Source organism: Bradyrhizobium sp. WD16, from assembly GCF_024181725.1.
Classification (GTDB): domain Bacteria; phylum Pseudomonadota; class Alphaproteobacteria; order Rhizobiales; family Xanthobacteraceae; genus Bradyrhizobium_A.
This window is the reverse complement of sequence record NZ_CP028908.1, coordinates 1,928,911-1,954,371: the sequence shown is the minus strand read 5'-3', so window position 1 is coordinate 1,954,371 and position 25,461 is coordinate 1,928,911. Positions and strand designations below refer to the sequence as shown.

Genomic DNA, 25,461 nt, shown 5'->3' with positions numbered 1-25,461 from the left:
GCGGCGGCGCGCCCCAACAACGGTTGGGGCACTAACCCGGCAATGCCCCCTCCGTCGAAGGGCCCCAGCGCAAGCTGGGGCCCTTCACTTTTTCAGGGTCATCTTGATGGTCGGATTTTGTTTCCTTTTTGTTCTCGCTGTTGATAGAGTGCTCTCTGATTGCAGACCGAATGATTTTCAATCGGAGTTGATTTGATGGCCAATGACGGTGCTCTCCATGTGGTCTTTGACCGTCAAGACAAGGGGATGCTGCGCGACGTCTTCGATTATGCCGGCCTCACGAACGCGATCGCCTGCTTCGACGACGACCTGAGCTTTGGTCCGATCGACAGCCCCGATTACGACCGGCGCATCGATTGGCTGGCCCAGAGCTTCGATTTCACTGGCTGGTACGCAGATTCCGACAGATCTTTTCAGAGTCGCCAGGAGCGCTTCGGCCAGCATCCCTGGAGCGGCGACCGCGACGCCGAGACGGCCTTCTGGCTGATGGCGCTGGCCCCCTATGCCCGCGTCGTCCTATGGCTGACGCAGCGCTCGGCGCGGCACCTCTGCGGTGCGATGGAATGGCTACGGCGCGCCGGCGGGCGCCCTTGCGAAATCATCGATTTCACAGAGCTCCACATCAGGCAAAGCCCCTACGCCAAGACGAAACGTCACGTCTTCGATCTTCTGGATCTGGACCGGTACAAGGTTTTCGATCTGCTGGACTGCGCGGTGCCGCTGAGCGACGAACTCCGCACGGCCTGGGGCCAGCGCTGGCAGCGGTTGCGGAGCGAGAATGCACCTTTGCGGATCGTCGGTCCTGACGGCCTGCAATCGGCGCCGATCAGCGAATTCGATCAGTCTTTGCTCGCAGGCTGCAAATATCGCTCCCAGAAAGTTGCAATGCTGGTCCACCGGACCATCGATGATCTCGGAAAACGCGATGTCCGGCCGCCCGACTTCCTTGTGCTGACCGCCCGGCTGCAGGCCATGGTCAAGGATGGTCGTCTGGAGATGCTAGGCAGGAGCTGCTTTGCACCGGGCGCCTGCGAGCTGCAATTGCCGTCAGCCGATGCGGCGGAAATCCGGCCGTGACCGCCGCCACCCTGCACGTGGCCTTCTGCCGCGGAGATTCGCAGACGCTGACCGAGGCCCTGGAAGCGTGTGGCCGGAGCGATGCGGTTGTCTGCCACGACGACGATCTCAGCATCGGCCCCATCGAACCGCCGGACTACCTGCGGCGGATCAACTGGATTGCCGAGGCGCTCGATTTCGAAGGCTGGCCTCCGACGCCCGATGAGCCGTTGCCGAGCCGGGAGGATCGCTTCCACTATCATCCCTGGTACGCCAGACCAGCCGACGAAACCGCGTTCTGGACGGCCGCTCTCGATCCCGCGAACAGGATCGTGCTGTGGCTGACCCGCCGCTCGCCACGCAATGTCGCCGGCGTCATGGAGTGGCTCCGGCGCGCGGGCGAGAGGCCATGCGAGATCGTCGACTTCACCGAGGTGCTGGCGACGCCGCAACCTCGTGACCGCAAGCCTTACCATGCCCTCGGATTGACTGCCCTGATGCCGGAGGAATTCAGGGTGCTGGAACTGCTCGCAGAAGCGAAGCCGCTGGCGGACGAACTGCGCCATTGCTGGACCACCCGTTGGGCGCAGCTGCGAGCAGAGAATGCGCCGTTCCGCATCATCGGCCCGGAAGGACTGCAATCCGCTCCCATCACCACCTTCGACGCCGGCCTCCTCGCCCAATGCAAGCCCGCCTGGCGCAAGGTCGCCAGAGTGGTCGGTGGGTGCCTGCTCGAAGGCGTCGAGGAGGAAGCCGTCCATCCGCCCAACGAGATGGTGCTGGCCGCCCGGCTGCACGCGCTGGTGAAGGCCGGACAGCTCGAGATGCTCGGCGAGGATGTCTTCGCCATGCGATTCTGCGACATCCGCCTGCCGCCGCCTCGGGTGCATGGTCGGTCGAGCTCGCCCGGGCTCGTTTGAGCTGGCCCGGTGTCGAGCATCGGCCGGCTCGTCTCTATCCCTGGCCCTATCGCAGACCGATGGTTAATCGCGTCTTAACCTCGCCGCATCTATGGTGATTTGATCCAAACTGTCCGACCGCGCCCGGTCGGGATCAGAAGTGCTGGCGTTTTCAAGATGATATCACCCGCCCCAGACAGCGAGCGTTCGCCCTTCGCCCGGCTCGCCGACCTGCTGAGCGGGCTCACGCCGCGCCGGCCGCTGATCAATCTGTCGCTGGGCGAACCGCAGCATCCGATGCCGGACTTCGTTGGCGAGGTGCTGGCGCGCCACACCGCCGAATTCTCCCGCTATCCCATCGCCAGGGGCATCGAGCCGTTCCGCCGCGCCGCCGCCGGCTGGATCGGCCGGCGCTTCGACCTGCCGCGACCGCTCGATCCGGACGGCGAAGTGCTGGTGCTGTCGGGCAGCCGCGAGGGCCTATTCTTCGCCGCGATCGCCGCCGCCCGCTTCGCCGGTCCGCGTCCGGGCCGGCCGGCAATCCTGCTGCCCAACCCGTTCTACCCGGCCTATGCCGCCGGCGCCGACGCCGCGGGCTGCGAACGCGTGCTGCTGCCCGCCCCGCCGGAGACCGGCTTCCTGCCCGATCTCGACGCCATCGACGAAGCAACACTGGCGCGTACGGCCGCATTCTACATCGCCTCGCCGGCCAACCCTCAGGGCGCCGTCGCCTCGCCCGACTATTTCCGCCGGCTGAAGATGCTCGCCGATCGCTATGGCTTCGTCGTCCTGAGCGATGAATGCTACTCGGAAATCTACACGCGACAGGCTCCGGGCAGCATGCTCGAACATGCCGGCGCGGATTTCGCCAATGTCGCAGTCTTCCAGTCGCTGTCCAAGCGCTCGAACCTGCCGGGCATGCGTGTCGGCTTCGTCGCCGGCGACCGCCGTTTCCTCACCCAACTGCATGAGTTGCGCAACGTCGCCGCGCCGACGGTGCCGGTACCGCTGCAGCACGTCGCCGTCGCCGCCTATGACGACGAGGCACATGTCGAGGATAACCGTGCACGCTACCGCACCAAGTTCGATCTCGCCGACCAGATCCTCGGCACGCGTTTCGGCTATCGCCGCCCGGCCGGCGGCTTCTGCCTGTGGCTCGACGTCTCCGCCCATGGCGGCGATGAGGCGGTGACGGTGCGGCTGTTTACCGAAGGCGGCGTGCGGGTCGTTCCCGGCAGTTATCTGGCGCGGCGGCAAAGCGACGGCAGCAATCCGGGCGCGGGCTATATCCGCGTCGCTCTGGTGCAGGACAGCGAGACCACCGCGGAGGCGCTTCACCGCATCGTGGACGCGCTCGGCGGCAACGGCGGACGTGAGGTTTGAAGGGCATGGCGGCAATCGAACGTGTCATTCCTTTGGTCAGCCAGCTTCCGGACCCGATCCGGGAGATGCTGGCGCGCCGCCTGCGCGAACTCGCCGGACTCGGCCTCGTCGGCCTCGCCGGCGTCATCGGCGCCGCACTGACAACCTGGTCGGTGCAGGACCCCAGCCTCAGCCATGCCACCGCCGGTCCGATCCGCAATCTGATGGGGTATCCCGGCGCGATCGGCGCCGATCTGCTGATGCAGATTACCGGTCTCGGCGCAACCATGCTGGTGTTGCCGATCGCGGTCTGGGGCTGGCGCATGATCACCCATCGCCCCTTCGACCGCGAACCGCTGAGGCTCGGCAGCTGGATCATCGCTGCCGCCTTGGCGGCGGGTTTCTTCAGCTGCTTCCCGCGCTCGGCGGCCTGGCCGCTGCCGACCGGCCTTGGCGGCGTGGTCGGTGACGCGCTGCTGCGGGCCCCCGCGGTGATTTTCGGACCCCCGGGACTGATCTACCGCCTGACGCTGGGCAGCCTGCTGCTGGCCGCGACCGTCGTGGCTTTTCTGTTTGCCTGCGGGCTCGGCGCCCGCGACGCGGACGCGTTTGCCAGTTTCGACGAGGACGACGATGATGCCGCCTGCGATGACGAGGACGAGCGCCGCTCCGTTTCGCTCGGCTGGCTGGTTCACGGCCTGCTGAGCCTCAAGACGCAAGTGTGGCTCGGCCTGCGACGCCTCTACGGCCTCTTCGTCGCCAGCCGCGAAGCGCCGCGCGCCGCAGCAACCTTCCAGCGCCGCGAGCCGCGGCTCTCCGCCGAGCGCAGCAGCCCGCCGATCGCACCCGAGCATGACGAGGACGACGAGCCGGCAGAGACCGTCGGCCTCGACGACGACGGGGCGGACGAGAAGGCTGATGAGGAAGAGGCGCCGCCGCCGCGAGCCGCCCGCAAACGCCAGCCTAAACAGCCGGTCCGGAAAGCGTCAGCGGCCTTCGCGCTGCCGGCGCTGGCGCTGCTCACGGCGTCCAAGGCTTCCGACCGCAAGACCCTCAGCAATGCCGAGTTGCAGGCCAATTCGCAGGCCCTGGAAGGCGTGCTGCAGGACTTCGGGGTCCGCGGCGAGATCACCAAGGCCCATCCCGGCCCGGTGGTGACGCTCTACGAACTCGAGCCCGCGCCCGGCATCAAATCATCGCGGGTGATCGGCCTCGCCGACGACATCGCCCGTTCCATGAGCGCGCTGTCGGCCCGCGTCGCCGTGGTGCCGGGACGCAACGCCATCGGCATCGAGCTGCCGAACCAACACCGCGAAAAGGTTCTGCTGCGCGAATTGCTCGCCACCAAGGAGACTGCCGAGTCTTCGGCCAAGCTGCCGCTGTGCCTCGGCAAGAATATCGGCGGCGATCCGGTGATCGTCGACCTTGCCCGCATGCCGCATCTCCTGATCGCCGGCACCACCGGCTCGGGCAAATCGGTCGCCATCAACACCATGATCCTCAGCCTGGTCTACCGGCTGCGGCCCGACCAGTGCCGACTGATCATGGTCGATCCGAAGATGCTCGAACTCTCGGTCTATGACGGTATCCCGCATCTGCTGACCCCGGTGGTCACCGATCCGAAAAAGGCGGTGGTCGCGCTCAAATGGGCGGTCCGCGAGATGGAGCAGCGCTACAAGAACATGGCGAAGCTCGGGGTTCGCAACATCGACGGCTACAACAACCGCCTCGCCGAAGCCCGGACCAGCGGCGAGGAGATCACGCGCACGGTGCACACCGGCTTCGACAAGGAGACCGGCAAGGCGATCTACGAGGAAGAGAAGCTCGCCCTCGACCCGCTGCCCTATATCGTCGTGATCGTCGACGAAATGGCCGACCTGATGATGGTAGCGGGCAAGGAGATCGAAGGCACGGTGCAGCGGCTGGCACAGATGGCGCGCGCCGCCGGCCTGCATGTCGTCCTGGCGACGCAACGTCCGTCAGTCGACGTCATCACCGGCACCATCAAAGCCAATTTCCCGACCCGCATCTCCTTCCAGGTCACGTCGAAAATCGACAGCCGCACCATTCTCGGCGAGATGGGCGCCGAACAGCTGCTCGGCCAGGGCGACATGCTCTACATGGCCGGCGGCGGCCGCATCAGCCGCGTCCATGGCCCCTTCGTCTCCGACGAGGAGGTCGAGAAGGTGGTGCGTCACCTCAAGACCCAAGGCTCGCCGGAGTATCTCGAGGAGGTCACCGCCGAGGAGGAGACCGACGAGGACGGAGCGGTATTCGACGCCACCGGCATGGGCGGCGGCGAAGGCAACGATTTGTTCCAGCAGGCCGTTCAGATCGTCAAGCGCGACCGCAAGGCCTCGACCAGCTACATCCAGCGGCGGTTGCAGATCGGCTACAACCGCGCTGCCTCACTGATGGAACGCATGGAACAGGAGGGCATCGTCGGGGCCGCCAATCACGCCGGCAAGCGCGAGATCCTGGTCGGCGAGGAAGAAGAGCGCTTCTGAGGCCCATGGCGACGACCGTTTCACCAGGGCTCGGGCCGCGAATTCGCCACAGCGGGGGGATAGGTGGAACCCTGAACACCACACTGGCGCAATCGGCGAAATTGGCTACTGTCCGCGAGCCGAAGCGCGCGCCGGACCGGCCGCATCGCCGTAGCGGCCGTTGCCGCAGCATTCTGGAAACCGACGGATCAAGTCCTTGCTCAGTTCCTTGCGCTTGAGTTCATTGCCGAATCGGGTGTTGGCGCGATCGCGCCAGCCGCGGCTGCGCTGCGGAGCACTGCTGCTGGCCACGACGCTCGTCGCCGGCATGCTGGTTCCCTCTGCCATGGCCCAGGCCATCCCGCTGCCGCGTCCAGCGCCGAAATCGCGCGATGCCGGGCGGGTTGTGACGCCGGAGCTGCGCCCGGTGGCCTCGGTCCCTGCCAATTCCCAGACACCGCCGACCCCGATCATCCCGGATCCGCGCAACCGGGCGCCCGCCAGCATTTTCACCACCTTCGACGCCAACCAACGCGCCCAGGCGGCAAAGATCAGCGCCTATCTGTCATCGCTGCAGAATTTGTCAGGCAACTTCGTTCAGGTCGGCCCGGACGGTTCACGCTCGACCGGCACCTTCTATATCCAGAAGCCGGGCAAGGTACGCTTCGAATATGATCCGCCGAGCCCGATTGCCATCGTCGCCGACGGCGCCTCGGTGGTGGTGCGCGATACCAAGCTCGCCACCCAGGATCTCTATCCTCTGTCGCAGACGCCCCTGCGGTTCCTGCTCTCGGACCGGCTCGACCTGATGCGCGACACCAATGTCGTTGGCGTCACGTCCGACGACCTCTACATCACGGTCACCATCGAGGAGAAGCAGCCGCTGGTCGGCACCAGCCGGCTGATGCTGATGCTGGGCGCCAAGGACAACCAGCTCAAGCAGTGGACCATCACCGATCCGCAGGGCTACGACACCACGATCGCGATCTACAATCTCGACAGCAGCAAGAAAATCGACCCCGGCCTGTTCAAGATCGATTATGCTGTCGACCAGTACCGCAACGGCAGCTCCCAGTAGCCGCTTGGCCGGTCCTTCGCCCTTCCCTGCTTTGCCCGACTCCAACGCTGCATATGGCGCGGGCTCGCCGCTGCGGACGTCATGCGCTTCACTCTCACCACCTGGAATATCAACTCGGTGCGGCTGCGCATCGATCTCGTGGCCAAATTCCTCAAGGCGACGCGCCCCGACGTGCTCTGCCTGCAGGAAACGAAATGTCCGGACGACGCCTTTCCCCTGAAACAACTGCGACGGCTGGGCTATGAGCACATCGCGCTCAATGGCCAGAAGGGCTATCACGGCGTCGCCGTGGTCTCGCGCATTCCCTTCGACTCCAGCGACATCCGCACGTTCTGCGACAAGGTCGACAGCCGCCACATCTCGGTATCATTCGGCGCCGCCGCCGGCCTCAAGGCGCCAGTGGTGCTGCACAATTTCTATGTCCCCGCCGGCGGCGACGTTCCCGATCCGACCGTCAACGAGAAATTCGCGCACAAGCTGTCGTTCCTCGACGAGATGAAGGCCTGCGATCCGCTCCATCCGATGCCGGATGATCGCCACATCCTGGTCGGCGATCTCAACGTCGCACCCCATGAGCACGACGTCTGGTCGCACAAGCAGATGCTCAAGGTCGTTTCGCATACGCCGATCGAATGCGACAAGCTGCTGGCCGTGCAGTCGCGCGGGCAATGGATCGACGTGGCGCGCCAACGCACCGCGGCCGCCGAGAAAATCTATACCTGGTGGAGCTACCGGGCCGCTGACTGGGCCGCAGCCGATCGCGGCCGCCGCCTCGACCATATCTGGGTCTCGCCTGCGCTCGGCGCTGCCGTCAGCGACCTCACCATCACCCGCGCCGCACGCGGCTGGGAGCGCCCTTCCGACCACGTTCCGGTGACCGCAGTGATCGAGGTCTGAGCCAGGCGGCCGGACAATCAGCCCGGCCGAGCGGCCTCACGAAGTCAAAAACAATCCGTCAGGATAACTTGCCGCCGACCCGCAGAATCTCGCTGGCGAGCCGGCTGGTGCGACTTGCGATCTCGTCACGCAGCCGCTGCGCGGCGTCGGGATGGCTTTCCAGCACACGCTGAAACAGACTGCGCGAAATGCGGATGGCGCTGGATGGTTCGATAGCGATGGCGGTTGAGGGTCGCTTCATCGGCACGATCAGCGCGAGCTCGCCGATCAGGTCGCCAGGCCGCGCGATCGTCTCCACGCCACTCTCGCTGTCGCTCGAGACGCGAAAGGCGCCGTGCTGGACCACGAAGCCGGCATCCGCCGTGTCACCGGTGCGAAACAGGATTTCGCCGCGCGCGACGTCGCGCTGCTCGGTGCCGAAGACGAGATTGCGCAAGGCTTCGCGCCCCAACAGCCGCAGCGTCGGAACGCGTTCGAGCAGGGCAACGTCATCCTCAATCGACATGCGAACAATCGGCCTGAGCGGCGCAGAAGCACTGCGCCGCGAATCGGTGGCCGAATCGTATCACGGCACCAGCTTGTAGCCGCCGGATTCCGTCACCAGGATCTCCGGATTGGCGGCGTCCTTCTCGATCTTCTGGCGCAGTCGGTAGATATGGGTCTCCAGGGTGTGGGTGGTAACCCCGGAATTGTAGCCCCAGACCTCCTGCAGCAGCGTCTCGCGCGACACCGGCTGCTGGCCGGCGCGGTAGAGGAAGCGCAGGATGGCGGTTTCCTTTTCGGTCAGCCGAACCTTCTTGGCGTTGGCTGCGGTGAGCATCTTTGATCCGGGCCGGAAGCTGTAGGGCCCGACCGAGAACACCGCGTCCTCGCTCGCCTCATGCTGGCGCAGCTGGGCGCGAATGCGCGCCAGCAGCACCGCGAAGCGGAACGGCTTGGCGATGTAATCATTGGCGCCGGATTCCAGCCCGAGAATGGTGTCGGAGTCGGTGTCATGGCCGGTCAGCATGATGATCGGCGCCTTGAAACCGCCCTTGCGCAGGCTGCGCACCACCTCGCGGCCGTCGGTGTCGGGCAAGCCGACATCCATCAGAACAAGGTCGGGGGTATTGGCCTTGGCCGCCTGGGCGCCTTTGGCGCCGGTATCGACTGCGGAAGCTTCGAACTCCTCGTGGAGAGAGAGTTGTTCCACCAGGGCGTCGCGGAGATCGCTATCGTCATCAACGATCAGGATCTTGCGGGCGTTGGCCATCGGGTACAATCCTTCGGAAAGGCAATGTCTGGGGAGTAGAGCATTTGCGGTTGAAAGCGCAAGGAAGAGTTGCGGGTCTTTTTAATAATGACAGATATTTCAGATAGTTACCTGATTCCCCGGCAACAGACGCCGCTCCTTGCGATCCACGTCCGAGCGGCGGCCGGCAATCCCTGTCGGGGCTGGCTGACCTTCGCCGGACGCGTCATCCCGGTCGCGCTGGGGCGCGGCGGAATTAAGGCCAACAAGCGCGAAGGTGATGGCGGCACGCCGCGCGGGCGTTTTCGTCCGCTGCGCCTGTGGTTTCGCGCCGACCGGGTCGTGCGGCCGCGCACGGCCTTGCCGATCCGACCGATCGGTCCGGCTGACGGCTGGGACGAGAACCCGTCGAGCCGGCACTATAACCGGCCGATCCGGCTGCGGTCCGGTGCCGGTGGCGACCGGCTGACCCGCGAGGACCATCTCTACGACTTCATCATCGAGATCGATCATAATACCCGGCCGAGGATCGCTGGACGCGGCAGCGCGGTATTCCTGCATCTGGCGCGTCCGGGCTTTGCGCCGACGGCGGGCTGCATTGCCATGACCGCGACGAATATGCGCCATCTGCTCGGCTGCATCGGCCCGCGGACCCAAATCATCATCGGCTGAGCGGAGCGTTTTCGAGCCGAAGACCCGCGCGCGCCTTACGGCGGCGAAGCCGCCGGGCGGTGGCCGAAGATGGCCGACCCGACCCGCACATGGGTCGCGCCGAACTGGATGGCGATGGCAAAATCAGCGCTCATGCCCATCGACAGCAGCGTGAGACCGTTGCGCGCCGCGATCTTCGCCGTCAGGGCAAAATGCGGCGCCGGCGGATCGTCGACCGGCGGGATGCACATCAGGCCTGAGATCGCCAGGCCATAACCGTCACGGCAGCGCTTGATGAAATCGTCGGCGTCCGCCGGCGCGACGCCCGCCTTCTGCGGCTCTTCGCCGGTATTGAGCTGCACGAACAGGAGCGGCGCCCGCCCCTGCCGCACAATTTCCTTCGCCAGCGCCTCACAGATGCTCGGTCGATCGATCGAATGAATTGCGTCGAACAGCGCCACCGCCTCCTTGGCCTTGTTCGACTGTAACGGCCCGATCAGGTGCAGCTCCGCCTCTGGATGCGCCGCCTTCAGCGCCGGCCATTTCGCCTTCGCTTCCTGGACGCGATTCTCGCCAAAGGCCTTCTGCCCCGCCGCCAGTACCGGTTCGATCGCCTCGGCGCCGAACGTCTTGGACACCGCGATCAGCGTCACCGTGTCGCGCTCGCGCCGGGCATCGCGGCAAGCCAGCGCGATCTCGCGCTCCACCGCGGCGAGCGCAATTGGTAAAGAATTGGTTTCGTCCGGGGCGTTCGGGTCGCTCATCGCGCGATCAATTCTCGCTTTTTTAAGGTCGTTTCAATCTCGTTTGGATTTTAGCAAAGGACGGAAAGTTTTTTTGAGTGCTCCTGCCCCATGGTTGCGGCGGACAGGGAATTTCAGCACCGATGCCACGCCTCAGTTTCCGCGACCTCGCGTCGAGACTCAAGTCGTCTTTCGGGATCCGTCAGCGCCTGGTGGTGCTGTCGCTGATCCTGGTTGTGCCATTGATGCTGGATCGCGTCATGGTCCTGGAACACACGCGCGCCAATCAGACGCGTATCGCCACCGAGGATCTGACCAAGCTGGCCCGCCAGACCGCCGCCGCGCAGCGCGACGTGATGTCCTCCGTGGAGGCCGTGTTGCACTCGGCGGCTTACATCCAGGTCGCGGCGGAACAAACCGGCCAGAGCTGCGCTATCCTGCGCGCCAGCATCCGAATCGAAATGCCATGGATCATCAGCCTTTCCGTGGTCGGCAAGAACGGTCGGATCTCGTGCTCCACAATGCCCAACTATATCGGGCTCGATATCAGCGACCGGCCTTATTACCGCCAGGCGATCGAGACCCATGGCTTCGTGCTCAGCGATCTCGTGATCAGCCGTCTCAACGGCCACCCTCTTCTGCTCGCGTCCTATCCGACCTCGGCCATCGCGGCCGGCTCGCCCTCCGTGATCCTGGTCGGCCTGAACATGGAATGGATTGGCGGCCTGATGACCAGCCTGGCGGAACGCCCTGGGGTTGAGGCCGCGTTGATCGACGGTCGAGATCTGGTGCTGGCGAGCCAGCCAGCCGACCCCGACACATTCGGCAAGCCCTATGCCGGCCTTGTCGCCGAAGCGACCAAATCCGCCGGCGACACCGGTTCGGCACTCATCGCGACGCCACGCGGCAAGAGACTGATCTCCTGGGCCCGGATCGCCGACACCGGAACGCGCATGATCGTCAGCATCGACTACGAATCCCTGATGGCGCCAATCAAGCGCGACATCCAGAAGGCCTATCTGCAGCTCGCCTTCGTCGCCATCCTGGCGCTGATCGGCGCCTGGTTCGTCGGCGAGCAATTCATCATCCGGCCGATCCGGCTGCTGACCGGCATGGCCAACCGCTTCGGCCAGGGCGACCGGGCGGCACGCGCCACCGCACGCGAACTTCCCGCCGAGTTCAAGCCGCTCGCCAACGCCTTCAACGCCATGGCCGCCCAACTCGCCGAACGCGAGCGCGAGCTCATCGCCAGCAACGACCACCTCACCGTGATGGCGTCGATCGACATGGTGTCCGGCCTCGCCAACCGCCGCGGGTTCCAGGCCCGCCTCGAATTCGAGTGGCTGAGGATGCACCAGCTTCAGGCTCCGCTGGCACTGATGATGATCGATGTGGATTATTTCAAGCTCTACAACGACAGTTACGGCCATCCCGAGGGCGATGCCTGCCTCGCCCGGATCGGCGACGCCCTCGCCCGGATCGCCAACGAGACCATGGGCTTTGCCGCGCGCTATGGCGGTGAGGAATTCTGCTTGCTGCTGCCCAATATCGACCGGCCGCGGGCGCTGGAAATCGGCGAGGCGTTGCGCCAGCGCATCGAGGACATGCTGATTCCGCACCTCACCAGCGATTTCGGCCGCGTCACCGTCAGCGTCGGCGTCAGCCTTGCCGTGCCGCAATCCGACCAGCGGCCTGAGGAGCTGGTGGAGGCGGCCGACGCCGCGCTTTATGCAGCCAAGCACCGCGGCCGCAACAGCGTGGTCGGCCATGGCCTGCCAGAGGCCCTCCCCGCTCCGGTGTCGCTTGCCGGCTGAAGCCGGCGTGTCCCGCAAACGACCACCGCGGCGCGCGCAATCCGTCTAAGCCATTGACCCCGCATCAACTTTCATGTTCCTAGTGTCCTGGTTCTAACGTTCGTATCACTTTGCAGCGAGCGCTCGTACGAACGTTAGAACCAAAGGGACACTAGCATGGCTATGATTCTAGTGTGGTTTTGGATCTGACGCGCGTACGGAGAATTCGCTGCAACGCTGATACGAGCGTCAGATCCACCACACTAGTGTGGTGGATCTGACATTCGCGACCACCCCATCCCACCGTTGCCGCGAAATAAGTGCTCGCTGCGACGGCAGGCGGACGCTAGAACCCAAAACACCAGTGCCCCGCTTTTCGAGCTGCGGGCGGGGGCGTGGCTCCCGGCCATGAAGTTCGGGAAGCAAAGGCGCCCTCAATCCTCGGAGCCGGTGCCGCCTTCCGCCGCCGAGGCCCCGTTTCGACCGCAAGACTGACAGCCATGAGCAGAGACCGATATAACGCCCGGGAAGCCGAGCCGCGCTGGCAGCGGCAGTGGGATGACCACGCGATCTTCACCACCCGGAACGACGATCCGCGGCCGAAATACTACGTGCTCGAGATGTTCCCCTACCCGTCGGGGCGCATCCATATGGGCCACGTCCGCAATTACACCATGGGCGACGTCGTGGCCCGCTACAAACGCGCGCGCGGCTTCAACGTGCTCCATCCCATGGGCTGGGACGCCTTCGGCATGCCGGCCGAAAACGCCGCCATGGCCAACAAGGTTCATCCCAAGGCGTGGACCTACGACAACATCGCCACCATGAAGGCCCAGCTCCGCTCGATGGGTCTGTCGCTCGACTGGTCGCGCGAGGTCGCCACCTGCGATCCGTCCTATTACAAACACCAGCAGCGGATGTTCCTGGATTTCCTTGCTGCCGGTCTCGTCGAGCGCAAGCAGTCCAAGGTCAATTGGGATCCGGTCGATCAGACGGTGCTCGCCAACGAACAGGTTATCGAGGGGCGCGGCTGGCGTTCCGGCGCCCTGGTTGAGCAGCGCGAACTGACCCAGTGGTTCTTCAAGATCAGCTCCTATTCGGAGGAGCTCCTGACAGCACTCGACCACCTTGATCGCTGGCCGGAGAAGGTGCGCATCATGCAGCGCAACTGGATCGGCCGCTCCGAGGGGCTTCTGATCCGCTTCGCCCTCGACGGCGCCACGACGCCGTCAGGCGAGAGCGAGGTGGAGGTCTTCACCACCCGGCCGGACACGCTGTTCGGCGCGAAATTCGTCGCCCTGTCGCCGGATCACCCGCTCGCCCAGGCGGCGGCGAAGACAAACCCGGCACTCGCTGCCTTCATCGAGGAATGTCGGCATCTCGGCACAGCCCAGGAGGCGATCGACACCGCCGAGAAGCGCGGCTTCGACACCGGCATCAAGGCGGTCCATCCGTTCGATCCGAATTGGCAACTGCCGGTCTACGTCGCCAATTTCGTGCTGATGGACTACGGCACCGGCGCCATCTTCGGCTGCCCGGCCCACGACCAGCGCGACCTCGACTTCGTCAACAAATACGGCCTCGGCAATACGCCAGTGGTGTGCCCCGAGGACCAGGACCCGAAAAGCTTCGTCATCACCGACACCGCCTATGACGGCGACGGCCGCATGATCAATTCGCGCTTCCTCGACAACATGACCATTGCGGATGCGAAGGAAGAGGTGGCGAAGCGCCTGGAATCAACCTCGCTCGGCAATCGGCCGGTAGCGCAGCGTCAGGTCAATTACCGCCTGCGCGACTGGGGAATCTCGCGGCAGCGCTATTGGGGCTGCCCGATTCCGATCATTCACTGCGAGGCCTGCGGCACCGTCCCGGTGCCGATCGCGGACCTGCCGGTGCAGTTGCCGGATGACATCGAGTTCGACCGGCCCGGCAATCCGCTGGACTGGCACCCGACCTGGCGAAATGTGCCCTGTCCGACCTGCGGCAAGCCGGCGCGACGTGAAACCGATACCATGGACACCTTCGTCGATTCGTCCTGGTACTATGTGCGGTTCACCGATCCGGCCAACACCACGGCGCCGACGACGCGCAGCGCTGCCGATGCCTGGCTGCCGGTCGATCAGTATATCGGCGGTGTCGAACACGCGATTCTGCATCTGCTCTACAGCCGGTTCTTCACCCGCGCGATGAAGGCGACCGGCCATGTCGGACTCGACGAGCCCTTCGCCGGCCTCTTCACCCAAGGCATGGTGGTCCACGAAACCTATCGCAAGCCAGACGGCACCTATGCGGCACCGGCAGAAATTCGCATCGATGTCGAAGGCGACGGCCGCCGTGCCGTGCTGCTGGCCGACGGCGAGCCGGTCGAGATCGGCCCCATTGAGAAGATGTCGAAGTCGAAGCGCAACACCGTCGACCCCGACGACATCATCGCCACTTATGGCGCCGACACCGCGCGCTGGTTCATGCTGTCGGATTCACCGCCAGATCGCGACGTGATCTGGAGCGAGGAGCGCGTTCAGGGCGCCGCGCGCTTCGTGCAACGATTGTGGCGGATCACGGCCGATGTCGCAGCGCTAAGCACCGGCCGGCCGGCCACCCGGCCGACGAACTTCGGTCCGGATGCACTGGCGGTACGCAAGGCTGCGCACGGCGCCCTCGACAAGGTCTCTTCGGGCATCGAAAAACTGCACTTCAACGTCTGCCTCGCCCAGATCCGGGAGTTCACCAATTCCCTGACCGAGGCCCTGGCCAGGGCCGAGGCCGCCAGACCTGGGACGCCGTCACCGGACCTCGCCTGGGCGTTCCACGAGGCAGGGGTGATTCTGATCAGCCTCTTCCACCCGATGATGCCGCACCTCGCCGAGGAGTGCTGGGCGGAACTCGGCCAGGACGGCCTGGTCTCCGAGGTCGCCTGGCCGCAGGTCGAACCGGAGCTGCTGGTTGAGGACACCATCACCCTCCCGGTCCAGGTCAACGGCCGCAAGCGCACCGATGTCACAGTGTCCCGAAATGCCGCGACGGCGGAAATTGAAGCTGCCGTTCTGGCCCTCGATGAGGTAAAACGGGCCTTGAACGGGGGCGCCCCGCGCAAGCTGATCGTCGTTCCCCAGAGGATCGTGAATGTCGTGGTTTGAACTGCGCAGTTTCGGGCTGCGCCGGCTTGGCGCGAACCAGGCCGGGATGAAAGTCGCGGGCCGGCTGGCGGTCATTGCGGCTCTGGCTGCCCTCACTGCGGGCTGTTTCCAGCCGATGTATGCCGAGCGCAGCGACGGCAAGCCCGCGCTGCGCGAGCGTCTGCAGGGCATCGAGATCCCGCAGCTCAATTATCCGAACGCCTCGCGGGAGGCCCGGGTCGGCCTCAACATCCGCAACGCCCTGATGTTCAGCCTTTATGGCGATGGCGTCGGCGGACCGCCGACCCACCGTCTGCTGATGCGGCTGACGACAAGCCGCAGCTCGATCATCGTCGATAACACCACCTCGCTCCCCGAAGTCGAGAATTACGGCATCGACGTCGTTTATGAGCTGAAGGACAACACCACCGACAAGACGGTATTGACGGGCCAGACCTTCGCCCGGGTGTCCTACAATATTCCCGGCCAGGAGCAGCGCTACGCCAAGTCGCGCGGCCTGCGTGATGCCGAGGATCGTGCCGCCAAGACCATCGCCGACAACATCACCACCCGGCTCGCCTCGTTCTTCTACGCCGGGACCTGAACCGGGGACCATCGCCCGTGGTCGCGCTGCGGGGCCGGGAGATCGACGCTTTTCTCGCGAAGCCCGATCCGAGCCGTCCCATCATCCTGCTCTATGGTCCCGACAGCGGCCTCGTGCGCGAACGCGCCGACGCCCTGATGGCGTCGGCCGTCGACAATCCCGAAGACCCATTTTCGCTGGTCCGCATCGACGGCGATGAACTGGCCGCCGAGCCCTCGCGCCTGGTCGACGAGGCCAATACCATTCCGCTGTTCGGCGGCCGCCGGGCGATCCGCATCCGCGCCGGCTCGAAGTCCTTCGCCAGCGGCATCGACGTCCTCGCCGAAAATCCACCGCGAGACTGCCGTATCGTCATCGAAGCCGGCGAACTGCGGCCGGACGCGCCGCTGCGCAAGTCCTGCGAACGCGCCAAGTCGGCGGTGGCGATCGCCTGTTATCCGGACACCGAGCGCGATATCGCCCGGCTGATCGAGGAAGAGCTGCGCAGCTTCGAGCTGCGCATCGCCTCCGACGCGCGCTCGGCGCTGATGCTGCTTCTCGGCGGCGACCGCCAAGCCTCGCGCAACGAGATCCGCAAGCTCGCGCTCTACGCCCGCGGCGCCGGCGAAGTGACGCTCGAGCACGTCATAGCCATCGTCACCGACGCCTCCGCCCTGACCCTCGACGCGGCGGTGGATGCGGCGTTTGCCGGGCGGCCCGCCGATGTTGACGCTGCCTTCGCCAAGGCCATTGCTGCCGGCACCTATCCGGGCAGCATCATTCTCGCAGCCCAGCGTCAGGCCGCGGCGCTGCACAAGGCGCGGCTGTCGGTCGAGGACGGCATGCCCGCTTCGGCCGCGGTCGAATCTGGTTTTCCCCGCCTGCATTTCTCGCGTCGGGGCGTGGTCGAAGCGGCGTTGCAGAATTCGTCCGCCGATCGGCTGGCGCGCATCATCGGCCAGCTCGCCGATGCCGCCTTCGACATCCGCCGGCAAGCGGACCTCGCCGCCGCCATCGCCCAGCGCGCTTTGATGGCGATCGCGGTGAATACGCGGCGGCGCGGATAGACGAGGAAAAGTCCGCAAAACTGCGCCCGGCTACGACGAAGCGAGTTCGGGCCAGCTCACCGTCCGGTTTCGAGCCGGTGCAGCACCTCGTCGAGCTGATCGAGGTCGGAATAGCGGATCTGGACGATACCGCCCGGATCACGATGTTCGACACTGACCTTGAGCCCGAGGGCGTCGCTGATCCGCTTCTCCAGCGCGATCGTGTCGGCATCCTTGCCCGGCTTGGCGGAGCGCGGCTTCTGCGGCTTGCGCGCCGGCACGCCCTCTTCATGGGCCAGCGCCTCGGCCTGACGCACACTCAGCCCCTCGGCGACGATTTGCTTTGCCGCGGCGACCGGATCCGGCACCCCGATCAGCGCACGGGCGTGGCCGGCGGACAAATCGCCGGAGGAGATCAGCGTCTGCACCTCTTCGGGCAGCTTGGTCAAACGCATCATGTTGGCGACATGGCTGCGGCTCTTGCCGACAACCCTGGCGATCTCGTCCTGGCTGCGCTTGAACTCGTCGACGAGGGCATGATAGCCGCGCGCCTCTTCGATCGCGTTGAGGTCTTCGCGCTGGACGTTCTCGATGATCATGATCTCGAGAGCATCGGTGTCGCTGACCTCGATCGGAACGATCGGCACCTCGTGCAGACCGGCGCGCTGCGAGGCGCGCCAGCGCCGTTCGCCGGCAATGATCTCGAAGCGGTCGTGCGCGCCCTTCACCGGGCGCACCACGATTGGCTGAATGACGCCGTGCTCCTTGATCGACGCGGCGAGCTCGTTGAGTTCCGTGTCGTCGAAGCTGCGGCGCGGGTTGCGCGGATTGGGCTTGAGATATTCGATCGGCACGCGACGCTGCGGACGCGGCCGATCGACATGAGCGGCTTCGCCGCCGACATCACCGATCAGACTTGCCAGTCCGCGTCCCAGCCGCGAGCGCGACTCATCGGCCATTACCGTCTCCCTCGGATTCAACTTCTCGCTCCACTTTCCGCATGGCGGGCCAGAGTCACACCGCGCGCGGCGTCATCGCCGCACGCATCGATTCGCGGGTTCAATGCGTCCGCAGCTGGCGTTCACGCTGAATCACTTCGGTCGCAAGCTTGAGGTAGGCTTCGCTGCCGACGCATTTGAGATCGTAGACCAGCACCGGCTTGCCGTGCGACGGCGCTTCGGAGATGCGCACATTGCGCGGGATCATCGTGTCGTAGACCTTGGCGCCCATGAATTGACGCACGTCGGCGACGACCTGGTTGGACAGGTTGTTGCGCGAGTCGAACATGGTCATGACGATGCCGTGGATCGACAGGTCGGGGTTCAGCGTCGAGCGCACCTGCTCGACCGTCTGCAGCAGTTGCGACAGACCCTCGAGGGCGAAGAACTCGCATTGCAGCGGCACCAGGATTGCGTCCGAGGCCGCCATGGCGTTGACCGTGAGCAGATTGAGCGACGGCGGGCAATCGACCAGCACATAGGTGTAGTCGCTGCCTGCGGGCTGCTGATCGTTCAGCGCGGCGATGGCGTCGCGCAGGCGGAAGGCTCGATCACGCGCGGCGCCGAGTTCGAGTTCGAGGCCGGACAGATCGAGCGTCGACGCGGCGATGTGCAGGCGCGGCACCGCGGTCGGCACGATGGCTTCGCGCAGGCTCGCCTCGCCGATCAGCACATCATAAGTCGAGCAGTCGCGGTTGCGCCGATCGATGCCCAGCCCGGTGGACGCATTGCCCTGGGGATCGAGATCAACGATCAACACCCGCTCGCCGATCGCGGCGAGCGCCGTGCCGAGATTGATCGCCGTCGTCGTTTTGCCGACGCCGCCCTTCTGGTTGGCGAGCGCGATGATGCGCGGCCGATCCAGCGGCTCGTCTGAATTATGTTCTTGATGTTCTTGAGACATTTCGCTCATTGCGGAGGATCCGGACGACGCGTGACGAATGGGCTTCAGCCCCGCCGCTCGATCTCGTCGATTTCGGCGACCCAGCCCTGCGCACTGGTGCGACTGGGATGCAAACGATAAGCTAGTTTCCAATATTTAGTAGCTTCAGTCAATTCAGACTCTACATCTTGACCTTTGAGAAACAACGCCTTAGCGCCGCGTTTCACCAAGGGTTCGGTAAAGCCGACCAGCACGTTAAGCGAAGCCAGGGCACGTGCCGTGACGCAATCGACCGGGCCATCGAAGCTATCCACAAAATCCTCGATATCCGCCAGATGGACCGAGCCGCGAGCGCCGGTCACCCGGATCGCCTCGCGCAGGAAGGCGGCTTTCTTGGCGTTGCGCTCGACCAGGTGGACCATGGCGCCATCAACCCCGGCGAGGGCGCAAGCGAGCACGACACCGGGAAAGCCGCCGCCGCTGCCGAGATCGACCCAGACCCTGGCGTCCGGCGCGAGCTCGAGCAGCTGGAGCGAATCGGCGATATGGCGCGTCCACAGGACCGGCAGCGTGGAAGGGGCGACCAGGTTGGTCTTGGCCTGCCATTGCTGCAGCAGTTCGGCATAGCGCGTCAGCCGCGTTGCCGTCTCACTTGAAATGTGAAAGGCCGCGAGCGCCTGACGGCGGTCGGCATCGATGGTGGAGACGTTGCTCACGACACCGCCATGGCTCGGGTGCGGGCCTGGCGCCGCAGATAGGCCGCGAGGATCGCCAGCGCGGCCGGGGTCATGCCGTCGATTCGACCCGCCTGCCCCACGGTATGGGGCTTGGCGGCCGACAGCTTCTGGCGCGCTTCATTGGAGAGGCCGGGGACGTCGCCGTAATCGATCCCGTTCAGCACCAGCCCCTCGTCGCGGCGGAAGGCATCGACGTCGGCGGCCTGTCGGTCGAGGTAGACGTCGTAGCGAGCGTCGATCTCGACATGGCCGGCGATCGTGGGATCGACCGCACCGAGCTGCGGCCAGATCGCCGCGAGCCGCGTCCAGTCGACCTCCGGGTAGGAGAGCAATTCGAAGGCGCTGCGGCGCTGGCCATCGCGGTTCAACATCAACCCGTGGCGGGCCGCTTCATTGGGCGTCAGGCTGAGCGCGCGGGCAAGCGCCTTGGCGTCCGCCAGAGCCGTCATCTTGCTGCGATGGGCTGCAGCCCGCCGCTCGCCGACACAGCCCAGCGCCATGCCGCGATCGGTCAGGCGCTGGTCGGCATTGTCGGCCCGCAGGGTCAGCCGGTATTCGGCCCGTGAGGTGAACATCCGATAGGGTTCGGTGACGCCGCGGGTGACGAGATCATCGATCATGACCCCGAGATAGCCGTCGGCGCGATCGAACACGATACCGTTTCCGCCGCCGGCGCGACGCGCGGCGTTGAGACCGGCCACGAGGCCCTGGGCAGCGGCTTCCTCGTAGCCGGTGGTGCCGTTGATCTGCCCGGCCAGGAACAGGCCGTGCATCACCTTGACCTCGAGCGTCGGCGTCAACTCCCGCGGATCGACATGATCGTATTCGATGGCATAGCCCGGCCGGACCATGCGCGCGCGCTCGCAGCCTGGAATGGTCGCCAGGATGCCGAGCTGGACCTCTTCCGGCAGCGAGGTGGATATGCCGTTGGGATAAACCGTGGTGTCGTCGAGCCCTTCGGGCTCGAGAAAGATCTGATGGCCGTCGCGGTCGCCGAAACGGACAATCTTGTCCTCGATCGACGGGCAGTAGCGCGGGCCACGACTCTGGATCTGGCCGGAATACATCGGCGAGCGATGGACATTGGCCCGGATCAGGGCATGGGTCGCCGGCGTCGTGCGGGTGATGCCGCATTCGATCTGGGGGGTCGTGATCCTCGAGGTCAGGACCGAGAATGGCTCGGGCGGATTATCGCCCGGCTGCATCTCGACCGCCGACCAGTCGATGGTACTGCCGTCGAGGCGCGGCGGGGTTCCAGTCTTGAGACGGCCAAGGCTGAGGCCGATCCGCTCGAACGCCTTGGACAAACCAAGCGACGGCGCCTCCCCGACCCTGCCCGCCGGCCAGGTGCGCTCGCCGAGGTGGATCAGGCCGCGCAGGAAGGTGCCGGTGGTGACGACCACCGCTGCGCAACAGAACTCCCTGCCGTCGGCGAGACGAATGCCGCTGACCCGCCTCTCGGCCACCAGAAGATCGTCCGCCTCACCCTCGACGACGCAGAGATTGGCCGTCTCGCGGATCGCGGCCTGCATCGCGGCGGCATAGAGCCGGCGATCAGCCTGGGCCCGGGGACCACGCACCGCCGGACCCTTGCGACGGTTGAGCAGGCGAAACTGGATGCCGCCGGCGTCCGCCACCCGCCCCATGACGCCATCGAGCGCATCGATCTCGCGAACCAGATGGCCCTTGCCCAGACCGCCGATCGCCGGATTGCAGGACATGGCGCCGATGGTGGCAAAGTGGTGGGTCAGCAGTATGGTCCGCGCGCCCATGCGGGCAGCCGCCGTCGCGGCTTCGCAGCCGGCGTGCCCGCCTCCGATGACGATGACATCTGCTGTGGTCGGCATGTCGCTCATCTAACCCGCGCTAACGAAACCTGGAAGACCTCTGGACAGAGATTCAGCTAGTGTCCTGTTTCCAACGTTCGTATCCCATTGCAGCAGGCGGTCATACGAACGTTGGAAACAAGGGGACACTAGCATCATTATGATTCTAGTGTGGTTTTGGATCTGGCGCTCGTTCGAAGAACTCGCTGCAATACTGAAACGAGCGTCAGATCCACCACACTAGTGTCCCGTCTCCGAATGACCGTGCGAGGGTGAGGCAAACGAAGAGGTAATTCGGAGACGGGACACTCGGCGGATGTTTCACGTGAAACGGCGGAACAACGGAACCACTATCCTGTTTCACGTGAAACACCCCTAGCCGCTACCGTTGTTTCACGTGAAACAGCTATTTGCCGATGCAGAACTCCCGGAAGATGACATCGAGGATGTCCTCGACGTCGATCCGCCCGGTCAGCCGACCAAGGGCGTCGGCCGCACGCCGCAGTTCCTCTGCGACCAGCTCCTCGCCCTGGTCGCCCACCACGGCAGCGGCCCCGAGCGCCTCGACGGTCGCTTTCAGCAGCTGGCGATGGCGGGTCCGGGTGATCAAGGCGCTTTCGGTCGCCCCTAAGGCGTCCTCGGCGAAACGGGCCAGGGCGACGCTGAGGTCCTCGACCCCCTCGCCCCCCAGGGCCGAGATCCGAAAACGGCGCGCCGCTTTTCCCGCGCTCGGCGGGCTGTCCGCATCGCTCTTGGTCTCGACGACCCAGACCGGCGCCGGGAAGTCCGGCGGCGGCTCTCCCCGGTCGGTCAGCCAGAGGACTAGGTCAGCGGCCTCCGCCCGATGCCGCGCCCGCCTGATCCCCTCCTGCTCCACCGGGTCCTCAGTGTCGCGCAAGCCTGCCGTGTCGAGCAGGGTCAGCGGATAGCCGTCGAGATCGAGATGGACCTCGATGACATCACGGGTCGTGCCGGCATAGGGCGAAACGATCGCGGCCTCGCGGCGCGCCAGTCGGTTGAGCAAGGTGGATTTGCCGGCATTGGGCGGGCCAGCAATCGCCACCACCAGGCCTTCGCGCAGCCGCTCGCCGTGGCGAGAGCTGGCCAGAACCCCGATAATCTCCGCCCGCAAAGCCGCGGCTTCATCGAGGGCCTGATCCAACAGGCCCGCAGGCACATCCGCCTCGTCGGCGAAGTCGATGGCGGCGGTCACCAATGCCATGGCGTCGATGATCCGCTTCCGCCAGGCTTCGGCCTGCTCGCCCAATACCCCCTGCATCTGCCGCAGGGCCTGGCGACGCTGCCGATCCGTATCGGCGTGGATCAGATCGTCGATGCCTTCGGCCGCAGTCAGGTCGATCTTGCCGTTCTCGAACGCGCGGCGGGTGAACTCGCCCGGTTCCGCCGGCCGCAGCCCCTCTATCGCCGAGAGGGCACCGAGCAGCGCCTCCAGCACCGCCCGGCCGCCATGGATGTGGAACTCGGCAACATCCTCGCCGGTGGCGCTCCGCGGCGCCGGGAACCATAAGGCGAGCGCGTCGTCGATGGCTTGACCGTGCCGATCACGCAACATCACCCGTTGCGCGGCCCGCGCCGGCGGAAGTCCGCCGGCCAGACTTTCGACCGCCATGGCAGCGCGCGGTCCCGAAAGGCGAACGACCGCAATCGCCGCCGGCGGCCGACCGGACGACAACGCAAAGATCGTCTGGCCCGTGCTGTGCATTGCCCTCGCCTTCATGGGGCCTATCTGTCAGGAGCACGACAGTTCGGCAAGTCAAGCTGCAATTGTGCGATGCAAACAGCTCAAACTCGCGAATATGTTGCACTGCAGCATAAAGGACGAAACTCATGACGGATCATGCCGCACCGCACACAAACCGGCTTGCCGGCGAAACCAGCCCCTATCTGCTCCAGCATTGCCATAACCCGGTCGACTGGTGGCCCTGGGGTCCGGACGCCCTGGCCGAAGCCCAGCGCAGCGCCAGGCCCATCCTGTTGTCGGTCGGCTATGCCGCCTGTCACTGGTGCCACGTCATGGCCCACGAGAGCTTCGAGGACGAAGCCACCGCGGCGGTGATGAACGAGCTGTTCGTCAACATCAAGGTCGACCGCGAGGAGCGGCCCGACATCGACCAGATCTATATGAGTGCCCTGCATCACCTCGGCGAGCAGGGCGGCTGGCCGCTGACGATGTTTCTCGCGCCCGACGGCCAGCCGTTCTGGGGTGGCACCTATTTTCCCGACCAACCGCGTTTCGGCCGTCCCGCCTTCACCGACCTGCTTCGCGAAGTCGCCCGCGTGTTTCGCGACGAGCCCGACAAGATCGCGCAGAACCGCAGCGCCCTGGTGGCACGCCTCGCCCAGCGCGCCCGGGCAAGCAATCCCGGCAATATCGGCGTCGCCGAACTCGACAAGGGCGCGGCGTCGATCGCCCGCGCCACCGATCCTGCGCATGGTGGCCTGCGCGGCGCGCCGAAATTCCCGCAATGCGCGATGCTCGAATATCTCTGGCGTGCCGGCGCCCGCAGCGGCGACAGCCGGTTCTTCGCCACCGCCAATCTGACGCTGACGCAGATGAGCGAAGGCGGCATCTACGATCATCTCGGCGGCGGCTACGCGCGCTACTCCGTCGACGAGCGCTGGCTGGTGCCGCATTTCGAAAAGATGCTCTACGACAACGCCCAGATCCTGGATCTGCTGGCGCTCGAACAGCAACGCATCGCCACACCGCTTTACGCACGGCGCGCCGAGGAGACAGTCGGCTGGCTGATGCGCGAGATGCAGCTTCCCGGCGGCGGCTTTGCCTCTTCCCTCGACGCCGATTCCGAAGGTGAGGAAGGCAAGTTCTATGTCTGGTCGGCGAGCGAGGTCGCCGCCCTGCTCGGCCCCGACGCCGCAGAATTTGCCGCGATCTACGACGTCACCCCCGACGGCAATTTCGAGGGCCATAATATTCTCAATCGTCTCAACAGCGCCGGGCAGGCCGAGGGCAAGGAAGCGCACCTCGCGGCGTCGCGCAACGTCTTGCTGGAAGCCCGCAGCAAACGTGTCCGGCCCGGCCTCGACGACAAGGTTCTGGCCGACTGGAACGGGTTGATGATCGCAGCGCTGGTCCACGCCGCCGATGCTTTCGAACGGCCGCACTGGCGGGATCTCGCTGACGCCGCATCTCGCTTCGTCGTCCGCGAGATGAGCCGCGGCGATCGCGTCGGACATTCCTGGCGCGAGGGCCGCCTGACCTGGCCCGGCCTCGCCTCCGATTATGCCGCGATGATTCGCGCCGCGCTGGCGCTGTTCGAATCCACCGGCGGATCAGATTGGCTCGCTCAGGCCGTGCGCTGGCAGGAGGCACTGGAAACCCATTACGCCGATCCCGATCATGGCGGCTACTACCTCACCGCCGATGACGCCGAAGGGCTGATCGTGCGGCCGCATTCGACCATCGATGACGCCATCCCCAATCACAACGGTCTGATCGCCCAGAACCTGGTGCGGCTTGCGGTCCTGACCGGCGATCCGCGCTGGGCGGCGCGCCGCGACGCGCTGTTCGCCGCGCTGCTGCCGGCCGCCGCTGAAAACGTCTTCGGTCATCTGTCGCTGCTCAACGGCCTCGACCTGCATCTCGCCGGCGCCGAGATCGTTGTTGCCGGCTCAGGCGATCGGGCAAAAGCGCTGCTCGCCGCCGCGCGACAGCTGCCCCATGCGACTGTCATCGTGCTTCATGCGCCGGACACAGCGGCGCTGCCGGCCGACCATCCGGTACGCGACAAGCTTGCGAGCGCCGCGGGCGCGGCCGCCGCTTTCGTCTGCCGCGGCCAGACCTGCTCGCTGCCGGTGACGACGGTGGAGAAGCTCGCCGAGCTTGCTCGCGTCAATGTCGTGAAGAGCTAGACCGTCCGGCTTCTCGTCGGCCCCACGCTGCCCACCCACAGCCGTCGTCGCCCGACTTGATCGGGCGACCCAGTACGCCGGGAGGCCGATGAAGGGCACTGCGTCAGCTGCCGCGCGCCCATCGCGACGTCACGCCGTACTGGGCCCTCCACTTTCGTGGAGGGCGACAGCAGAATATGCTG

At 65.6% G+C, this 25,461-nt stretch carries 21 protein-coding genes; 12 read left to right on the top strand and 9 right to left on the bottom strand.

Translation table 11 applies throughout. The annotated features are described in order from the left end of the window. Positions 1-195 precede the first annotated feature (195 nt). The 4 genes from DB459_RS09030 (at position 196) to DB459_RS09015 (ending at position 5,824) form a co-directional block, all read left to right on the top strand. Positions 196-1,077, top strand: coding sequence for a DUF3658 domain-containing protein (locus DB459_RS09030; RefSeq protein WP_253712530.1), 882 nt, complete (start codon positions 196-198; stop codon positions 1,075-1,077). Continuing rightward, positions 1,074-1,976 carry a DUF3658 domain-containing protein gene (locus DB459_RS09025; RefSeq protein WP_253712529.1) on the top strand — a complete coding sequence of 301 codons (903 nt, stop codon included), beginning with the start codon at positions 1,074-1,076 and terminating at the stop codon, positions 1,974-1,976. The genes DB459_RS09030 and DB459_RS09025 overlap by 4 nt, the downstream gene beginning before the upstream one ends. Before the next feature lie 156 nt (positions 1,977-2,132). After that, positions 2,133-3,338 (top strand): aminotransferase class I/II-fold pyridoxal phosphate-dependent enzyme, encoded by a 1,206-nt coding sequence (locus DB459_RS09020; protein WP_253712528.1) that lies wholly within the window; start codon positions 2,133-2,135, stop codon positions 3,336-3,338. A 5-nt stretch (positions 3,339-3,343) separates the two neighbouring features. Then, positions 3,344-5,824, top strand: coding sequence for a DNA translocase FtsK 4TM domain-containing protein (locus tag DB459_RS09015; RefSeq protein ID WP_253712527.1), 2,481 nt, complete (start codon positions 3,344-3,346; stop codon positions 5,822-5,824). A gap of 105 nt (positions 5,825-5,929) precedes the next feature. Here DB459_RS09015 and DB459_RS09010 read toward each other — a convergent pair whose 3' ends face one another. Continuing rightward, complete coding sequence (locus tag DB459_RS09010) at positions 5,930-6,133, bottom strand: hypothetical protein (protein WP_253712526.1); 204 nt, start codon at positions 6,131-6,133, stop codon at positions 5,930-5,932. On the opposite strand from DB459_RS09010, the gene DB459_RS09005 reads away from it, so the two are divergent. Both DB459_RS09005 and DB459_RS09000 read left to right on the top strand, forming a co-directional pair. Then, positions 6,132-6,881 (top strand): outer membrane lipoprotein carrier protein LolA, encoded by a 750-nt coding sequence (locus tag DB459_RS09005; protein WP_253712525.1) that lies wholly within the window; start codon positions 6,132-6,134, stop codon positions 6,879-6,881. The genes DB459_RS09010 and DB459_RS09005 overlap by 2 nt on opposite strands. 81 nt (positions 6,882-6,962) lie before the next feature. Beyond that, positions 6,963-7,778: an exodeoxyribonuclease III gene (locus DB459_RS09000; protein WP_253712524.1), complete on the top strand. Its 816-nt coding sequence runs from the start codon at positions 6,963-6,965 to the stop codon at positions 7,776-7,778. 58 nt (positions 7,779-7,836) lie between these two features. Here the strand turns inward: DB459_RS09000 and DB459_RS08995 are convergent, their stop codons facing one another. Both DB459_RS08995 and DB459_RS08990 read right to left on the bottom strand, forming a co-directional pair. Continuing rightward, complete coding sequence (locus DB459_RS08995; protein WP_253712523.1) at positions 7,837-8,283, bottom strand: cyclic nucleotide-binding domain-containing protein; 447 nt, start codon at positions 8,281-8,283, stop codon at positions 7,837-7,839. Positions 8,284-8,343: 60 nt separating this feature from the next. Next, entirely contained in the window at positions 8,344-9,030 is a 687-nt protein-coding gene (locus DB459_RS08990) for a response regulator transcription factor (RefSeq protein ID WP_253712522.1), read from the bottom strand. 87 nt (positions 9,031-9,117) lie between these two features. Between DB459_RS08990 and DB459_RS08985 the strand changes: the two genes are divergently transcribed. Continuing rightward, positions 9,118-9,681 carry a L,D-transpeptidase gene (locus tag DB459_RS08985; protein WP_253712521.1) on the top strand — a complete coding sequence of 188 codons (564 nt, stop codon included), beginning with the start codon at positions 9,118-9,120 and terminating at the stop codon, positions 9,679-9,681. Positions 9,682-9,716: 35 nt separating this feature from the next. Here DB459_RS08985 and DB459_RS08980 read toward each other — a convergent pair whose 3' ends face one another. Next, a complete protein-coding gene (locus tag DB459_RS08980; protein ID WP_253712520.1) occupies positions 9,717-10,424 on the bottom strand; it encodes a YggS family pyridoxal phosphate-dependent enzyme in 708 nt (235 codons plus the stop codon). A 122-nt stretch (positions 10,425-10,546) separates the two neighbouring features. On the opposite strand from DB459_RS08980, the gene DB459_RS08975 reads away from it, so the two are divergent. The 4 genes from DB459_RS08975 (at position 10,547) to holA (ending at position 16,965) form a co-directional block, all read left to right on the top strand. Continuing rightward, a complete protein-coding gene (locus tag DB459_RS08975; RefSeq protein WP_253712519.1) occupies positions 10,547-12,217 on the top strand; it encodes a diguanylate cyclase domain-containing protein in 1,671 nt (556 codons plus the stop codon). Positions 12,218-12,696: 479 nt separating this feature from the next. After that, positions 12,697-15,336 carry a leucine--tRNA ligase gene (leuS, locus tag DB459_RS08970; protein WP_253712518.1) on the top strand — a complete coding sequence of 880 codons (2,640 nt, stop codon included), beginning with the start codon at positions 12,697-12,699 and terminating at the stop codon, positions 15,334-15,336. Beyond that, complete coding sequence (gene lptE, locus DB459_RS08965; RefSeq protein ID WP_371926896.1) at positions 15,323-15,919, top strand: LPS assembly lipoprotein LptE; 597 nt, start codon at positions 15,323-15,325, stop codon at positions 15,917-15,919. The genes leuS and lptE overlap by 14 nt, the downstream gene beginning before the upstream one ends. A gap of 17 nt (positions 15,920-15,936) precedes the next feature. Next, the gene (holA, locus tag DB459_RS08960; protein ID WP_253712517.1) at positions 15,937-16,965 is read left to right on the top strand and encodes a DNA polymerase III subunit delta; all 1,029 of its coding nucleotides are present in this window, start codon (positions 15,937-15,939) and stop codon (positions 16,963-16,965) included. Between the two features lie 56 nt (positions 16,966-17,021). Here the strand turns inward: holA and DB459_RS08955 are convergent, their stop codons facing one another. The 5 genes from DB459_RS08955 to mnmE form a co-directional block, all read right to left on the bottom strand. Then, positions 17,022-17,903: a ParB/RepB/Spo0J family partition protein gene (locus DB459_RS08955; protein ID WP_253712516.1), complete on the bottom strand. Its 882-nt coding sequence runs from the start codon at positions 17,901-17,903 to the stop codon at positions 17,022-17,024. A 100-nt stretch (positions 17,904-18,003) separates the two neighbouring features. Beyond that, positions 18,004-18,855 carry a ParA family protein gene (locus DB459_RS08950; protein WP_253712515.1) on the bottom strand — a complete coding sequence of 284 codons (852 nt, stop codon included), beginning with the start codon at positions 18,853-18,855 and terminating at the stop codon, positions 18,004-18,006. A 35-nt stretch (positions 18,856-18,890) separates the two neighbouring features. Beyond that, complete coding sequence (rsmG, locus tag DB459_RS08945) at positions 18,891-19,541, bottom strand: 16S rRNA (guanine(527)-N(7))-methyltransferase RsmG (protein WP_253712514.1); 651 nt, start codon at positions 19,539-19,541, stop codon at positions 18,891-18,893. Further along, positions 19,538-21,409, bottom strand: coding sequence for a tRNA uridine-5-carboxymethylaminomethyl(34) synthesis enzyme MnmG (gene mnmG / locus DB459_RS08940; RefSeq protein WP_371926895.1), 1,872 nt, complete (start codon positions 21,407-21,409; stop codon positions 19,538-19,540). Before mnmG ends, rsmG begins: the two co-directional genes overlap by 4 nt. Positions 21,410-21,794: 385 nt before the next feature. Further along, complete coding sequence (mnmE, locus tag DB459_RS08935; protein ID WP_253712512.1) at positions 21,795-23,111, bottom strand: tRNA uridine-5-carboxymethylaminomethyl(34) synthesis GTPase MnmE; 1,317 nt, start codon at positions 23,109-23,111, stop codon at positions 21,795-21,797. A gap of 125 nt (positions 23,112-23,236) precedes the next feature. Here mnmE and DB459_RS08930 point away from each other — a divergent pair, with 125 nt between their 5' ends. Beyond that, on the top strand, positions 23,237-25,279 hold the full coding sequence (locus DB459_RS08930; protein ID WP_253712511.1) for a thioredoxin domain-containing protein: 2,043 nt from the start codon (positions 23,237-23,239) through the stop codon (positions 25,277-25,279). Positions 25,280-25,461: the final 182 nt, after the last annotated feature.

Bases quoted from the DNA above. Each gene is read 5' to 3' on its own strand.
- DB459_RS09030 (WP_253712530.1), top strand. From the start codon at position 196: ATGGCCAATGACGGTGCTCTCCATGTGGTCTTTGACCGTCAAGACAAG.
- DB459_RS09020 (WP_253712528.1), top strand. From the start codon at position 2,133: ATGATATCACCCGCCCCAGACAGCGAGCGTTCGCCCTTCGCCCGGCTC.
- DB459_RS09015 (WP_253712527.1), top strand. From the start codon at position 3,344: ATGGCGGCAATCGAACGTGTCATTCCTTTGGTCAGCCAGCTTCCGGAC.
- DB459_RS09005 (WP_253712525.1), top strand. From the start codon at position 6,132: ATGCTGGTTCCCTCTGCCATGGCCCAGGCCATCCCGCTGCCGCGTCCA.
- DB459_RS09010 (WP_253712526.1), bottom strand. From the start codon at position 6,133: ATGCCGGCGACGAGCGTCGTGGCCAGCAGCAGTGCTCCGCAGCGCAGC.
- DB459_RS09000 (WP_253712524.1), top strand. From the start codon at position 6,963: ATGCGCTTCACTCTCACCACCTGGAATATCAACTCGGTGCGGCTGCGC.
- DB459_RS08995 (WP_253712523.1), bottom strand. From the start codon at position 8,283: ATGTCGATTGAGGATGACGTTGCCCTGCTCGAACGCGTTCCGACGCTG.
- DB459_RS08990 (WP_253712522.1), bottom strand. From the start codon at position 9,030: ATGGCCAACGCCCGCAAGATCCTGATCGTTGATGACGATAGCGATCTC.
- DB459_RS08985 (WP_253712521.1), top strand. From the start codon at position 9,118: ATGACAGATATTTCAGATAGTTACCTGATTCCCCGGCAACAGACGCCG.
- DB459_RS08980 (WP_253712520.1), bottom strand. From the start codon at position 10,424: ATGAGCGACCCGAACGCCCCGGACGAAACCAATTCTTTACCAATTGCG.
- DB459_RS08975 (WP_253712519.1), top strand. From the start codon at position 10,547: ATGCCACGCCTCAGTTTCCGCGACCTCGCGTCGAGACTCAAGTCGTCT.
- leuS (WP_253712518.1), top strand. From the start codon at position 12,697: ATGAGCAGAGACCGATATAACGCCCGGGAAGCCGAGCCGCGCTGGCAG.
- lptE (WP_371926896.1), top strand. From the start codon at position 15,323: ATGTCGTGGTTTGAACTGCGCAGTTTCGGGCTGCGCCGGCTTGGCGCG.
- DB459_RS08955 (WP_253712516.1), bottom strand. From the start codon at position 17,903: ATGGCCGATGAGTCGCGCTCGCGGCTGGGACGCGGACTGGCAAGTCTG.
- DB459_RS08950 (WP_253712515.1), bottom strand. From the start codon at position 18,855: ATGAGCGAAATGTCTCAAGAACATCAAGAACATAATTCAGACGAGCCG.
- mnmG (WP_371926895.1), bottom strand. From the start codon at position 21,409: ATGCCGACCACAGCAGATGTCATCGTCATCGGAGGCGGGCACGCCGGC.
- mnmE (WP_253712512.1), bottom strand. From the start codon at position 23,111: ATGCACAGCACGGGCCAGACGATCTTTGCGTTGTCGTCCGGTCGGCCG.
- DB459_RS08930 (WP_253712511.1), top strand. From the start codon at position 23,237: ATGACGGATCATGCCGCACCGCACACAAACCGGCTTGCCGGCGAAACC.